This window comes from Wolbachia endosymbiont (group A) of Paraperithous gnathaulax (assembly GCF_964028485.1).
GTDB classification, from domain to species: domain Bacteria; phylum Pseudomonadota; class Alphaproteobacteria; order Rickettsiales; family Anaplasmataceae; genus Wolbachia; species Wolbachia pipientis.
Genome location: NZ_OZ034784.1, coordinates 310,394 through 323,969, shown reverse-complemented (window position 1 = coordinate 323,969; position 13,576 = coordinate 310,394). Strand labels below are relative to the sequence as shown.

Here is a 13,576-nt window from a genome sequence, read left to right as displayed (position 1 = left end):
CTCTATACCGGTGATTTGCGTACATCCAGAAATGAAAAATGTCACATTACCTTTTGGTCGGAGCTTATCAGCATCTTTAGCTCTTTAATCGTTACGATACTTATGAAGCTTCACTTACATTCACCATACCACTAAGCCTAGCTCTCCAACCACATGATGCTTGTAGTTTATGCTCCTTTCACGATTGAGCATCTTCTTTTTCAAGAGGAGGTTCATTGTCCGCATCGCTTGGCACCAACCGGTTACCCGATTCGCACTGATGCATAGACTCAGATGGCAAAACATCTGGTTTAATAAGTTTTAGAACTCTTTTAGTTTCTTTCTGAAGGAATTCCTCTCCTTTTAAACAATATGACCGAAGACTTTCAGGTCGCACCATTTCAATAATTAGCTGGGTTCCAGCAGAATCAGTACAGAAAACATCAACAATACTTTGTTTTTTAGAGGCAATCTCAGCATCCATGATAGTGCTGAGAAATTCTATTTCTTCTATTTCATCTTTGCCAGCGAAGCCCAATATATCATTGAGAAAGTGAATGAGAATATCTTTATTTTTCTCAGTGCCAAATATTCTCTTGAACGCGAAATTGTTTTTTGGATCGAGAAATTTCGAAAAGGCCATAATTAAATACAATTAGGAGACAAATAATTATACACTATTTTTCGCAAATGTTCAACCTCTGATTACTCCTTATTCTTTGCCCTTCCTGCACGCTTACGTTCATTTGGATCAAGGAATTTCTTGCGTAAACGTATAGATTTTGGAGTTACTTCCACCAATTCATCATCATCTATATACGCTATCATATCCTCCAGTGTCATTATCTTTGGTGGAGTGAGCTTTATAGCTTCATCACTACCTGAAGCTCTTACGTTTGTTAATTGCTTACCCTTTAACACATTTACCTCCAAATCATTGTCACGGCTATGCTGGCCGACAACCATGCCACAATATACCTTATCCTGTGGCTTAATAAACATAATTCCCCTGTCTTGCAAATTGAAAATTGCATATGCCACAGCCTCACCCTTATCTGTAGAAATTAAAACTCCATTGCGCCTTCCAGAAATTGGACCTCTATGTGGAGCATAACTGTGAAATAAACGGTTAATTATGCCTGTGCCACGAGAATCAGTTAAAAACTCTCCTTGATAACCGATTAATCCTCTTGATGGCACTAAAAACGTTAATCTTGTCCTGCCATTACCAGAAGGTCTCATGTCAGTTACTTCACCTTTACGGAAGCTGAGTTTTTCCATGATGATTCCACTATATTCATCATCTACATCAATTACTACTTCCTCTATAGGTTCAAGTTTTTTACCGCCTTCTTCTTTAAATAACACGCGAGGGCGTGATACCGAAAGCTCAAAACCTTCTCTCCTCATATTTTCAATTAACACTCCAAGCTGTAACTCACCACGCCCACCTACTTCAAATGCTTCACCGCTTGGTGCCAAAGTCACAGTAATTGCAACATTTGTTTCTGCTTCCGCATATAAACGATCCTTTATAGCAGTTGAAGTAAGCTTTGTACTTTCTTGCCCAGCAAAAGGTGAATCATTAACGCTCAGAGTAATCGCCATTGTTGGCGGATCAACTGGAGTTGAGCTTACTGCAGTTGTAACTTCTGGTGCTGCTATAGTATCTGAAACCGAAGCTTCCTCAAGTCCTGCAATTGCAATTATGTCTCCCGCCACAGCTTGTTCTACTGGAATGCGTTTCAAGCCAGAAAATGAGAGCAACTTAGTTAATCTTCCTCGTTCAATTACTTTGCCATCGAGGTCAAGCACCTTAAGATCTGAATTGACTTTTGCAATGCCCTGATAAACCTTTCCTGTCAATATTCTGCCAAGAAACTTATCAGACTCAAGTAGAGTGACCAACATAGCAAAAGGTGCATTTTGATTATAAACAGAAGGTTTTATATAATCTATAACCGTTGAAAATAATGGGCTTAAATCTTTTCTTTCATCAGAAAGCTCCTTAGCACACCAGCCATTTCTACCTGAAGCATACAACACTGGAAAATCTAGCTGCTCGTTGGTTGCATCAAGGTTAAAAAATAACTCATATATTTCATTTAATACTTCATCAATTCTGCTATCTGGTCGGTCGACCTTATTGATTATCACAATTGGCTTCAAATTTGCTTTTAGTGCTTTTGAGAGCACAAATTTTGTTTGTGGCATGGGACCTTCTGCAGCGTCAACCAGCAGCAACACACCATCTGCCATGCACAATACCCTTTCCACTTCCCCACCAAAGTCCGCGTGCCCTGGCGTGTCAATAATATTGATCTTTTCATCGCCCCACATTATTGATGTACATTTTGCAAGTATTGTAATTCCGCGTTCACGCTCTTGATCACCACTATCCATCACTCGTTCTTGAACTTCTTGATTCTCGCGGAATGTGCCACTTTGTTTTAACATGTTATCAAGTAAAGTAGTTTTACCGTGGTCAACGTGTGCGATTATTGCTATATTTCGGATCGATTTAAATTCGTTCATTTTCTATCATTTCAAAATTAATTTAGTAATAAGTATACATAAAATACACTTGGAGTAAATAACTAAAGCTGTGTATAAATGCTGTGTTTCCAAGATATTATAGGATTACTTTGTTAAATATTCCCTACTCCCAGGTTTTGTTATGGGTAGTTGTTTTAATTCACTTGGAAGTTCTTCCTCGCTGTAGTTTTTGATGTTCAGTTCAATCAAAGATATGACAGGAAAAGGCAGTTTCGTTTCACTATTTCTCTTTATCAAAGAAGCTTCAGCAACAACTTTACCTCCTTCCCCTTCTGCACATTCCACTGCTTCAAGTGAAGATTTACCTGTGGTTATTACATCTTCAATGAGCAATATTTTCTCACCCTTTTTGATCTTAAATCCACGGCGTAATTCAAACTTACCATTAACGCGCTCGCAAAACATTGTCTTTATTCCAAGCTGCCTGCCAATCTCATAACCCACAATTATTCCACCAATTGCAGGAGATAATATTAAATCTATGGAGCTATTTAATTCTTTTTTTATTTTATCTGCTAATAATGCGCAAACTTTCATGGCTCTGCTTGGATTTTCAAAAATCTTCGCACACTGTATGTATGTGTCACTATGCAACCCGGATGATAAAACAAAATGCCCATGCAAAATTGCTTCTGCTTCTTTAAATTCTTTTATTATTAGGTTATTTTCGTCTAATATCATTTTTTAAGTTTCACTATTACATTCTTTATTAATTATCTGAGTGATACAAACATCAGACCACACATTTATTGCAGTTTCAAACATATCGATGATTGTATAAATAGGCAAAATCAGTCCCATAATATGCAGAGGAACATTCATCGACATGAGATAACTGGTTGCCATAAAATAGCACCCCATCGGCACTCCAGCGTTACCAATTGCAGCCCCTGTAGCTAAAAAAATCCATATCAACATTTCGCTTAAGGAAAATACGTATCCGTTCATTTCTGCAACAAACATTACAGTGATTAGTATAAATGCAGCACATGCATTCATGTTAATTGTTGTGCATATTGGTAAAATAAAAGACGATAATTTCTTTGGCACCTTTAGCTTGTTCTGCACACATTCTATAGTTGTTGGCAATGTTGCACTGGATGATTTAGAAAAAAACGCAAGTGTGAGTGCTGGCATAACCCCTTTCAGCGTTTGAATTGGTGATATGCCTTTATACCACATAAATAGCGGTAAAATCAGAAATGCCTGCACAAAATTTGCAGACATTATGCAAACAAAATACCATAAAAGATTGTAGAACTCACTACCGCCTTTTAATTCATGCAAAAAACATGTAATAAAAGACCAAACAGCAAGCGGAATAAATTTTAATAACCCTTGAGCAATTTTAAGTAGCGTATCAAAAAGTGCAGAGAATACTTGATATAATATATCCTGCTTTTCTTTTGAAAGTGAAACAATAGCTCCACCCATCAAAAAAGCGATTAATATGCTACCAATCATATTATTTTCAAGAAAAACTTGCACAAAATTAGAAGGAATGAGTGATTTTAAATATGAAAAATAACTGTGGTTATTGCTGTTAATACTCCCTATTGTATTACTTATGAAATTTTTTCTTGCTGGATCTATTAACAAATAAAACGATAATGCAACAAACGCAGCTATAATAGTTGTAAGCAGAGTATAAAATAGTGTTTTCTTAACTAAGACTTTGATTTCAATTGAGTCTTTGAGCCCGGAAATTGTGGAAACTATGGATAAAAAAACCAGAGGTAAGCTTATTAATTTGAGCAAGCTGATAAAGATATCACTAAATAGCTTTGCTATTTCAAATATGATTTCATTGTTTAGGTAGTAAGCAACTATTGCAAGCAGTATAGAAAAAAGTATTGCAAACTTGTGCATTGAAAATAAAACTTCAAAGTAACATTATACAATAATTTTGCTGTTTTGGAATCAGATTGATAGACAAAATAACTTTACAGATTAGGGAAAGATAAGAGGATGTGTTTATTCGGAGACAGTGTAAGATTTCTTAATTTAAATTTAGGTGCACTTAGCCCATTCTGGTGATAACAAATTGGAATAGATAAGATATGATAACTAACTCTTCTGCGAGTATATAGTTTTGCCGGACACAACAGTACGTACTACGTGTCCTTTTACTTTGCGACCATCGAAAGGAGAATTCTTTGATTTACTAGCAAAGTTGTCAGTTTTAATTTCCCATTCATGATTGAGGTCAACTAAAATTAAGTCTGCAGCAAGGTTTTTTTGTATACGACCACGTGGTATGTGTATTATATCTGCAGGCTTATATGTCAATTTTGCAAGCACATCAAGTAGACCCATTTGCCCACTGTGATAGAGTTCAAGTGAAAGGGGCAGCATTGTTTCAAGACCAACAATACCAAATGCAGCATTTTCAAGTGGTAGATCTTTAGAACTACGATCATGCGGAGCGTGATCAGTTGCAATGCAATCAATCACACCTGTCTTTAAACCTTCAACCATAGCTAAACGATCTTCTTCAGTGCGAAGCGGCGGATTCATTTTTGCAATTGCTCCATGTTGTTTTACTATATCTTCAGTCAAAGTGAAGTGATGAGGGGTTACTTCGCACGTAACATTTAATCCCAAATCTTTTGCACGTTTAATAGCATCAAGTGAATCTTTTGAAGAGACATGTAGAATATGGTAGTGCACATTTTCCATATCCTTCATTAGCAGTATATCACGATTTACCATAACCGATTCTGACGCACTCAAGATCCCCTTTACTCCCAATTCTTCAGAAATTTTACCTTCGTTGATTGCGCCACCAGCAGATAAATTTAAATCTTCTGCATGTTGAGCAATAGGAACATTCAGCATACTTGAATAAAGCAGCGCCTGTCTCATAATCATTGGGTTCATAACTGGCATGCCATCATCGGTGAACCCAACCGCACCTGCTTCCTTTAAAAGTGCCATTTCAGTCAGGTGTTCTTCCGAAGTGGTGATTTTAGCGTAAAATTCAACGTTTACATGTGAAGTTTCAAGTGCTCTATATTTCAAATATTTAGCCAAAATAACGCTATCAATTGCTGGAACAGTGTTTGGCTGACAAACTACAGTTGTAACTCCCCCCGCAGCTGCAGATTTGCTGCCTGTATATATAGTTTCTTTATGTTCCTGGCCTGGTTCACGAAAATGTACGTGAATGTCAATAAGGCCTGGCATTAGAACAAGCCCTTTACAGTCTATTGTTTCATCAACTCCACTTGTTGAAAATAATGATTCACCAAAGTCAACAATTTTATCCCCTTCAGTCAATAATGAACCTTTTATATCAAGTTTAGTTTCCGGGTCGATAATACGAGCATTAGTATACGCAATTTTATAGCCTTCCTTTTGCCCTGTTTGCAACAAATCCCAAGTTTGAGTCATTATATTTGAGTATCGATTATAAAATAAATCTAAAGTTTTTTTAATAAAACACAACCAAATTAAAACACAGACTAAGAGCTGTCTTGAATTAAAGTGCTTTCATTATCCTAAAGATTTGGTTCTTATAACCTAGTTAGCTCAGTTTTAACGTTAATGTGTGAAGCTCTGAGTTCTGTTGAAGGATTTTCCAGCTGAATATCTAGCTCATTCTGTATGTTCGATAAACAAATTAAAGCTGAATCAAAAATTTCATCACACTGCTTTGCTTCATGTATATCATCAATTATTTCCTCGAATTCTTCCACATCATCCATTTCTTGCGGCGCACTTTTTAATATCGCTTTTATTTGGTTTAAGTTTTGACGAATTTTCTCCTGATATCCAACAATTCTCTCTTGATATATATCAATCATTTTTTGACATGCGTTGCCTCTAAATGGATGTTCTTTTTTCTCTTTTATGTAAGAATTTTGAAAGTCTTTACAGTTAAGGATTGCTTCTCTATGTTTTTTTATGTCATTAATTGCGCTGATTATCGACTTATCTATTTTCTTTAAATTTTCTTCCCGTTCTTCTCTTTTAATTATACTTTTGGATTCATTTTTTATCTGGTTCATTTTGTCATACAGGTTTCTGCATCCTTTGTAAGATGCCATTGGTTGTAACATTCCTTCTTTTACACCTTTATTGTAAAAATTCTTCAACTCATCACTTGATAGTATTGTTATAGCATCTTCCCTTTTACCTTGTGATTTAGGATACTTTTTATTCAATAAACTAACATGATTTAACAAGAAATCTCTAACTAGCCCTTCTTTTTTTACTTCGGATAATCTTTCTAGTGTTTCTATATATTTCAGAGTTTCCGCAAAGAGCTGTCCACCAGAGGGAGCAAATCCTTGAAGTGATTTACTCTGTGCTTTACAAAAATCGGTTTGTAAAAAATCTTCAGCTTGTTTTTTTATTACTGAAAGTTCATTAAAGGCTTTTTCTGGATTGATTTTTCTCAAAATACTAATAGCTTTTCTAATCGCTTTTTCTCTCTTTTTATTATCTTGCTTTTCATTTAATATGAGATGTTCAGTTTTGGTAAAAGCATTACCTTGATCACTCTTTGCAATGTTACAAACGATGTTTTTTACAACTTCTTCGGTTGCTGCATAATCTATTTCTTTTGCAAAGCAGTCAACAAATGATTGCCAAACTTTTTTATTAACAAGTTTACTTGTCTTATTTTCAAAATCTTCTATATCTTTGAATCCTAAAATAGTATAGAGATTTTTTTCGATTATTGGTTCGGCATGTTGTTTTGCCACTTTACCTTTTATATTGAATGGAAATTTACTAATCTTAGTTGTACCCACAATGTTACCTCAATATTAACGCTATCTATAAAAGTATAAAGATTTAATATTTAATTTTTAATTAATACTAGCACAGCTAACTACGGGAGCATTATGCTAGCATCAATTAACACTTTAACTTCTAACTTGTCATCAGTAATATTGTTTATATAAAAACTATAATTTTTTATGCCTGAACTTGGGAATATATTGCTATTGCTAGCCTGCTTATTGTCTTTGACATATTTGTTTTTACCGCTTAGTTCTTGTCGGTTTATTACCACTGCCATATTTTTTTGTGTATCAGCGTCAATGGCTATTTTGATCTACTGCCACATTACAAATGATTTTTCACTTGAAAACGTATACTACCACTCACACACAACAAAACCTTTGATCTACAAGATTTGTGGTGTTTGGGGAAACAAAGAAGGGTCCATGTTGCTTTGGACCTTAGTGCTTGTCATGTATTTATTACTAATGGATATTTATATACCTTCTGTCATCCCAGTTTCCCCCTCTGTCATCCCAGTCTCTTCTTCTGTCATCCCAGTGCCCAGACACTGGGATCCAGACAATTTAATTGCAAATGAGTACATCAAATGGCAGTGTAATAAAAACTGGATTCCAGTGTCAAGCACTGGAATGACACCAGAACGAACTAATGGTAGTAAATTAAAAAAAATATCTCTTATCACTCATGGGCTGATTTGCTTTTGTTTTTTGCTGTTCACTTTAATTGAATCCAGCCCCTTCACTAAAATGCCAGGCATTGAAACAGATGGATTGGGTTTTAATCCGATATTGCAGGATATAGGCCTTGCTATTCATCCACCGATATTATATTTGGGGTACCTTGGATTTAGCGTTCCTTTTTCGCTCTCTATAGCTGGATTAATTTTAAATACTGAAGGAAATGTTTGGGCTAAAATTGTCAGGCCTTGGGTACTTATTTCTTGGTCGCTGCTCACTTTGGGCATCAGCTTGGGTAGCTGGTGGGCATATCGCGAACTTGGGTGGGGTGGATTTTGGTTTTGGGATCCAGTGGAAAACGTTTCTTTGATGCCGTGGCTAATTGCAGTAGCGCTGACACATTTGTTGCTCGTGGTACGGAATTTCAATGTTTTAAGGAACTTTGCTATTTTACTTACGCTTACAACTTTTATATTGAGTGTGACTGGAACATTTCTAGTCCGCTCAGGAATACTTACCTCAGTGCACACGTTTGCAGATGACCCAAGATATGGACTATATATATTAGCTCTACTTGGTGTAATTACAGTCAGTAGCTTAGTAATATTTGTAGTATTTACGAGAAAAAATCACACGCCTGCGATGTCATTCCAATGCTTGACACTGGAATCCAGAAAGAAACTTGCTACTCAAGTGACAGAGGGTAGAAGATTCTTTTCACGCTTTACGATGATACTGATGAACAATTTATTATTCATCACTGCCTTTTTCATCGTGTTCGTTGGCAATTTATACCCTACAGTGCTTGAGTATTTAACCGGTGAATTAATTTCAGTTGGAGCACCATATTACAATTCTTTATTTAACTCTATTGCACTAGCTATTCTAGTGCTCACCATGATCGGGCAATACTGCAGTTGGCAGGGAAATAGTCTATTGCCAATATTCCGTGAATATAGATTTTCATTCTGCAGTGCTGCAGCTATTTTGCCGTTTATCTTTCACATGGAGCTAATAATTGTGCTATCAATTACTATCTCCATAGCATTATTAATCTTTGTTTTAGAAGCATACAGTAAAAGAATTCGTTTATTTAAGGTAGCATTTGGTGAATCAATTTTATTAGCAAGAAGAGTTTCTAAGTCCTACTATGCAATGATGCTTGCTCATGCTGGAGTGGCAATTCTAGTGCTTGGTATAGCTTATTCAGTTGGTTGGCAGGAGAAAAAAGAAAATTACTTAAAAATAGGGGATAGCATAACAGTCAATAAATTTAAAGTTACTTTACGCAATATTGAGCTAATAAAAGAAAAAAATTTCCATGCAGTGAGGGGTACAATGGATATCAGGAATTTGCTGAATAATAAGATATTAGGTGAAGTAACTCCTGAATATAGATTTTACCTTGCGGAAGGTCAGAAAAATGTTGAAAGCAGTATCTACCACAATTTGCTTTCTGATATTTATGTTGTAATTGGAGAGATTGATAAGAGTAAGAGCAAAATCGCAGCCAAAGTGCACTATAAACCTGGAATGTCTATAATCTGGCTTGGATCCTTTCTTATCGCTTTTGGTTCGCTCCTTGCTGCTTTTCCTTTTAGTGGACGAGCAAGGATTGTCTAGCTGTCGTGGATTTTATTAACAACGCTCCTAGGTCCAGAGTGCAACGTATGAGAAATTACCGAGCTATAGATACTGATTTGCAAAGGTTAGAACCAAAGAAAGTTATATTTTTTTATTGACAGACCTATATATTACGATATTCACTAAGGGATTAGTGGGTAATGGTTATACAATATGAATGGTGGGGTATCAGGCAAGGAAAAAGTTATACGCACTCCTTTCGATTTTAGGAGCCTTACAGCGATTGGCGTCAAATTTTTAAACGTCCTAATCAACAGTATAACCCTTCCAACTATGATTCGTCGAGCGAAATAAATGAACACGATATAGAAACTCAAAAGATTGAAGAAGGTGATGGCCATGATTCAGGTATTAGTTCCGATGATGAGGATGACCGGACAACTTATACAGCAGTACAATTAACTAATGATTCTCTTGATAGCCAAAGATATACAGGAATATGCATTCCAACACCAACTGATGGTTGGGTAGGTGAAAATAATCATCAGACTGGTTTATCAGGTGATTTGCCAGACGTGAGTAATAATCCACAAATTTTTGAAAGTACTGATTCAGTACAGCTAGATAATATTGTTTTTAGCAATCTAATTCAGCTTTCCTTGATTAGTCAAGAGCATAATTCTACCTGCAATGATCATGTAATTTGTGATTCAGGTCACAATTCTGACGATGAGGATCAGATTCCAGAGGACTTTCCTTCAAGGAAACGAGTACGATCGATTGAAATTGATCAGTTTGAACCGTTGTACAAGAAGAGGAAAATAGAAGCACAAAATAATCAAAAATATACAGAAAATGTATGTAATCCAACAAATGGTGGTTTGTTAGGTGAAAGTGATAATCCACAAACTTTTGAAAGCGATCCTTTACAGCATGGTAGTAATGGTTTAGGTTATAACTTCAATGGTTATAGTCAAGCAACTTATAGTAAATTAAGTGCTTCAGATCAAGAAGAGGGTCAAGGCTATTCTTTAGGTGGTTCTTGTGAAAATAAAGAAAATTTGACAAAGGGCGCTGGTGGTAGTAATCAGACTTTTGAAGGTGAACAGAAAAGCTCAGAATTTCCGAAAGTTGACAATTGGTCAGATAGTGATGGGAACTCAGAAGATAGTTCGGACTCAAAAAAGGGTTCGTACTATAGTTCAGGTAATCTTGATTCAATGGAGTTAACAGATGATTTGGATTCAGAAAATGATCGGGACCTAGAAGATGATAATCCTTTTCTAAAAGACTCACTTTTTATGAAACTAAAAATGTCGTTAACTCAAAGTAAACAGGATCTGATTGATAAATGCTGTGGGGAGGTGAGAGGTATAACAGAACAAAATGAACAAAAAGATATAAAAATACTCCAGAAAGTATTAAGTGCATAGTAGCTAAATACTTAGAAAAAGAAGTAATGTTAAATTTAAAATGTAGTTGTTGTAACAAAACTGTAACAAATACAGTATTGAAGAAATAAAAGATCTTACTAGTGGTAGTCATATAAGTAACAGAAGTAACACTTTTGTATTTGATAACTTTCCCTATCAAAGTAAAGATAAAAACTGTAACAAAGAAAGTAAAGGTCAAAACTGTAACAAAGAAAGTGAAGATCAAAACTGTAACAAAAAAAATGAAGTGTCCGAAGAGGACATTATCAAAAGCATTGTTAGTAATTTATTGTTAGAAGGTGGGAAAGTAAAACGCCATAATTTTTTCGATGGGAATGAGTTTGAGCAGATAGTTACTTGTAATGGATTTGATGATGGTCTTTCTGAGAAATGTAAGGAAATTGAAAGCAAGCTAAAAGGTTTAGCATATGAAAGTATTGTAAACAAAAGCAAGCAGACTCAAAATGTATTAGGAGTAGACAAGGATAATAGATATTTTTGTATAGAGTACTCGCAAGATAGTATTGTTGAAGTTGCAGAAATCCTAAACAATGAAAAAGCCAAAGACTTAAATTTAAGAGTTGGCATACTCAAAATTGGAGAAAGTATAGTAAGAGTTGAAAATGTAGAAGAAATAGGGGGAAAAAGAAATTACATGGATGTCTCAAAAGGTGGTATTGAAATGTCTTTTACTACTGAGGTAGGAGAGATAAGTATTTATCTAAGTCCTAGTGAGAAAGGCAGCAATAAAATAAAAGTGGAGATTGATGGGGAAAACAGAGCAAGGCTTAATGAGTTAAAAAATAGGGGAAAAAGTTTAGGGGAAAACTGTCTTTTAGGAGGAAAAAGTGTTGAGGAAGCTATAGAGCATGAAAGTTTTGAAAGATATGGCAGTGTACCTAACACTGCTATGAAGGAACCTAGCTTAGGTTGCGTTGCTAACATAGCAAGGGGGGGATAAGCTTGCAGAGATAAAATGATGGGCCAAATTGGCAGTATTTCGCTTTTGTAATGTACTTCAAAATGGTAGTATGCAAGCTAGATAGAACTTAATTGACAGACAAGAATTAACTGATGGAAAAATTGACATAATCAAACAATCACAGAATAAACTAGTGAATTTTTTGAAAAGTATATAAAATTCAAGTTTAAGTAAATAGCATGGCACTTAGACTCATTCCAGACAACCTCGATATCAAGTTTAGTAAATATAGGGATTTGACTGCATTAATTAGCATTATTCTTATCATCTTTTCAATATTCACTGTTGTGCTGCGTGGAGTGAACTTAGGCATAGACTTTGCAGGCGGAATTTTGATAGAGATAAAATCTTCAGATGAGAATCACTCTATTCTCGATGCATTAAAAGAAAATGGTTTTACAGTGCAGAGTTCAAAAGCGGGTGATAATTTAGTCATGCGTTTTAAAGATGAAGGAGATGAAGATAAAATCAAAAAGATAAAAAGCATACTAGAAGAAAAGCTGGGGAGCTCAATAAGCTATCGTAAAATAGACTATGTTGGCCCACAAATAAGCTCAACACAAATATTTGAAGGAATGTTATCCATGTTGATCGCGATTGTTGGAATATTTTTTTACGTTTGGTTTAGATTTAATTGGCAATGTGGATTCAGTGGAATAACAGCACTGATTCATGACGTGATTTTAACTGTTGGTTTTATTAGCCTAACTGGCATTGAGTTTAATATTTCATCAGTTGCAGCTCTCCTTACTGTCATTGGTTATTCAATCAATAACTCAGTAATTATATATGATCGGATTCGAGAGTATCGCAGGAGTGGTAAAAGTGGGCGGATGAGTGAGGTAGTAGATGCAAGTATCAACGCTACATTATTTCGCACTATATTAACTTCTGGTACAACCCTTCTTGCTGCTCTTCCTTTGGTATTAATCTGCACAGATGCAGTGAGAGACTTCAGCTCGATCATTTTTTTTGGTATTTTGATTGGCACTTGTTCTGCAATATTTATTTCTGCTCCTATATTGACCTACAGAGCTTTGATAAGTAGATTGTAGAAGTGTTTAGTCGCGGTATAATATCAACTTATTATCTCTTATAGTGAAATGAAAATACCTTAAAAAGCTCATTCCAAGTAGTGAATGAGACATAGAATGAGTGTTAACGCTTGCCTGTACATCATTAATCAAAAAATTTCCTATTTTAACTTGAGGTATTTGAACCACTCCAGCTTTTATTTGACCTTTCGCAGTTTCATATATTTTAAAATCCTGAACATTTTGTAAGTTAATACCAACATGTAATGCGTCTTTTTGTGATAGAACAATATCGGTTGCTCCAGTATCAAGCAAAAACGTTATATTGCGATCATTGACTTGAGCCTGAATATAAAAGTGTCCATCATATGACTTCGTAAATTCAATACTTCCACTATTCTGACCGCTATTTTGAATTCTTCCTTTATATGGTAAAAAAGTACTGAGAAATCTGTCGCTTAGTTTGTCCCTTTGTGAATCAATAAGCATTGCAGTAGTGGCTATTATTAGCAACCAAATAACTAGATTTTTCACCGCGTTCATATTGTTAAAATTTGAAGCTATTAAAATAAATTTTAA

8 protein-coding genes and 2 pseudogenes are annotated in these 13,576 nt (G+C 35.3%); 3 read left to right on the top strand and 7 right to left on the bottom strand.

Annotation, left to right across the window (positions count from 1 at the left end; all coding sequences use genetic code 11):
- Nucleotides 1-376: 376 nt before the first annotated feature.
- The 6 genes and pseudogenes from ABWU74_RS01820 to ABWU74_RS01795 all read right to left on the bottom strand — a co-directional run.
- Nucleotides 377-622, bottom strand: a pseudogene (locus ABWU74_RS01820) (PD-(D/E)XK nuclease family transposase); the annotation flags it as partial.
- Nucleotides 623-684: 62 nt separating this feature from the next.
- Nucleotides 685-2,514: a translational GTPase TypA gene (gene typA, locus ABWU74_RS01815; RefSeq protein WP_353289358.1), complete on the bottom strand. Its 1,830-nt coding sequence runs from the start codon at nt 2,512-2,514 to the stop codon at nt 685-687.
- Between the two features lie 105 nt (nt 2,515-2,619).
- Nucleotides 2,620-3,216, bottom strand: a complete 597-nt coding sequence (pyrE, locus tag ABWU74_RS01810; protein ID WP_006279657.1) for an orotate phosphoribosyltransferase — start codon at nt 3,214-3,216, stop codon at nt 2,620-2,622.
- Between the two features lie 3 nt (nt 3,217-3,219).
- Complete coding sequence (locus ABWU74_RS01805; protein WP_010082165.1) at nt 3,220-4,404, bottom strand: dicarboxylate/amino acid:cation symporter; 1,185 nt, start codon at nt 4,402-4,404, stop codon at nt 3,220-3,222.
- Between the two features lie 198 nt (nt 4,405-4,602).
- Complete coding sequence (locus tag ABWU74_RS01800) at nt 4,603-5,928, bottom strand: dihydroorotase (RefSeq protein WP_022626228.1); 1,326 nt, start codon at nt 5,926-5,928, stop codon at nt 4,603-4,605.
- Nucleotides 5,929-6,050: 122 nt separating this feature from the next.
- The gene (locus ABWU74_RS01795) at nt 6,051-7,292 is read right to left on the bottom strand and encodes a hypothetical protein (RefSeq protein WP_006279654.1); all 1,242 of its coding nucleotides are present in this window, start codon (nt 7,290-7,292) and stop codon (nt 6,051-6,053) included.
- A 168-nt stretch (nt 7,293-7,460) separates the two neighbouring features.
- Between ABWU74_RS01795 and ABWU74_RS01790 the strand changes: the two genes are divergently transcribed.
- From ABWU74_RS01790 to secF, 3 genes and pseudogenes are all read left to right on the top strand, one after another.
- Nucleotides 7,461-9,587, top strand: coding sequence for a heme lyase CcmF/NrfE family subunit (locus ABWU74_RS01790; RefSeq protein WP_209472753.1), 2,127 nt, complete (start codon nt 7,461-7,463; stop codon nt 9,585-9,587).
- A gap of 174 nt (nt 9,588-9,761) precedes the next feature.
- Nucleotides 9,762-11,942, top strand: a pseudogene (locus tag ABWU74_RS06670) (hypothetical protein).
- A 200-nt stretch (nt 11,943-12,142) separates the two neighbouring features.
- The gene (gene secF, locus ABWU74_RS01775; RefSeq protein WP_353289356.1) at nt 12,143-13,018 is read left to right on the top strand and encodes a protein translocase subunit SecF; all 876 of its coding nucleotides are present in this window, start codon (nt 12,143-12,145) and stop codon (nt 13,016-13,018) included.
- A 6-nt stretch (nt 13,019-13,024) separates the two neighbouring features.
- On the opposite strand, the gene ABWU74_RS01770 is transcribed toward secF, so the two are convergent.
- The gene (locus ABWU74_RS01770; RefSeq protein WP_006279648.1) at nt 13,025-13,540 is read right to left on the bottom strand and encodes a TIGR02281 family clan AA aspartic protease; all 516 of its coding nucleotides are present in this window, start codon (nt 13,538-13,540) and stop codon (nt 13,025-13,027) included.
- Nucleotides 13,541-13,576 lie beyond the last annotated feature (36 nt).

Coding starts and splice junctions, on each gene's coding strand:
- typA (WP_353289358.1), bottom strand. CDS start 2,514: ATGAACGAATTTAAATCGATCCGAAATATAGCAATAATCGCACACGTT.
- pyrE (WP_006279657.1), bottom strand. CDS start 3,216: ATGATATTAGACGAAAATAACCTAATAATAAAAGAATTTAAAGAAGCA.
- ABWU74_RS01805 (WP_010082165.1), bottom strand. CDS start 4,404: ATGCACAAGTTTGCAATACTTTTTTCTATACTGCTTGCAATAGTTGCT.
- ABWU74_RS01800 (WP_022626228.1), bottom strand. CDS start 5,928: ATGACTCAAACTTGGGATTTGTTGCAAACAGGGCAAAAGGAAGGCTAT.
- ABWU74_RS01790 (WP_209472753.1), top strand. CDS start 7,461: ATGCCTGAACTTGGGAATATATTGCTATTGCTAGCCTGCTTATTGTCT.
- secF (WP_353289356.1), top strand. CDS start 12,143: ATGGCACTTAGACTCATTCCAGACAACCTCGATATCAAGTTTAGTAAA.
- ABWU74_RS01770 (WP_006279648.1), bottom strand. CDS start 13,540: ATGAACGCGGTGAAAAATCTAGTTATTTGGTTGCTAATAATAGCCACT.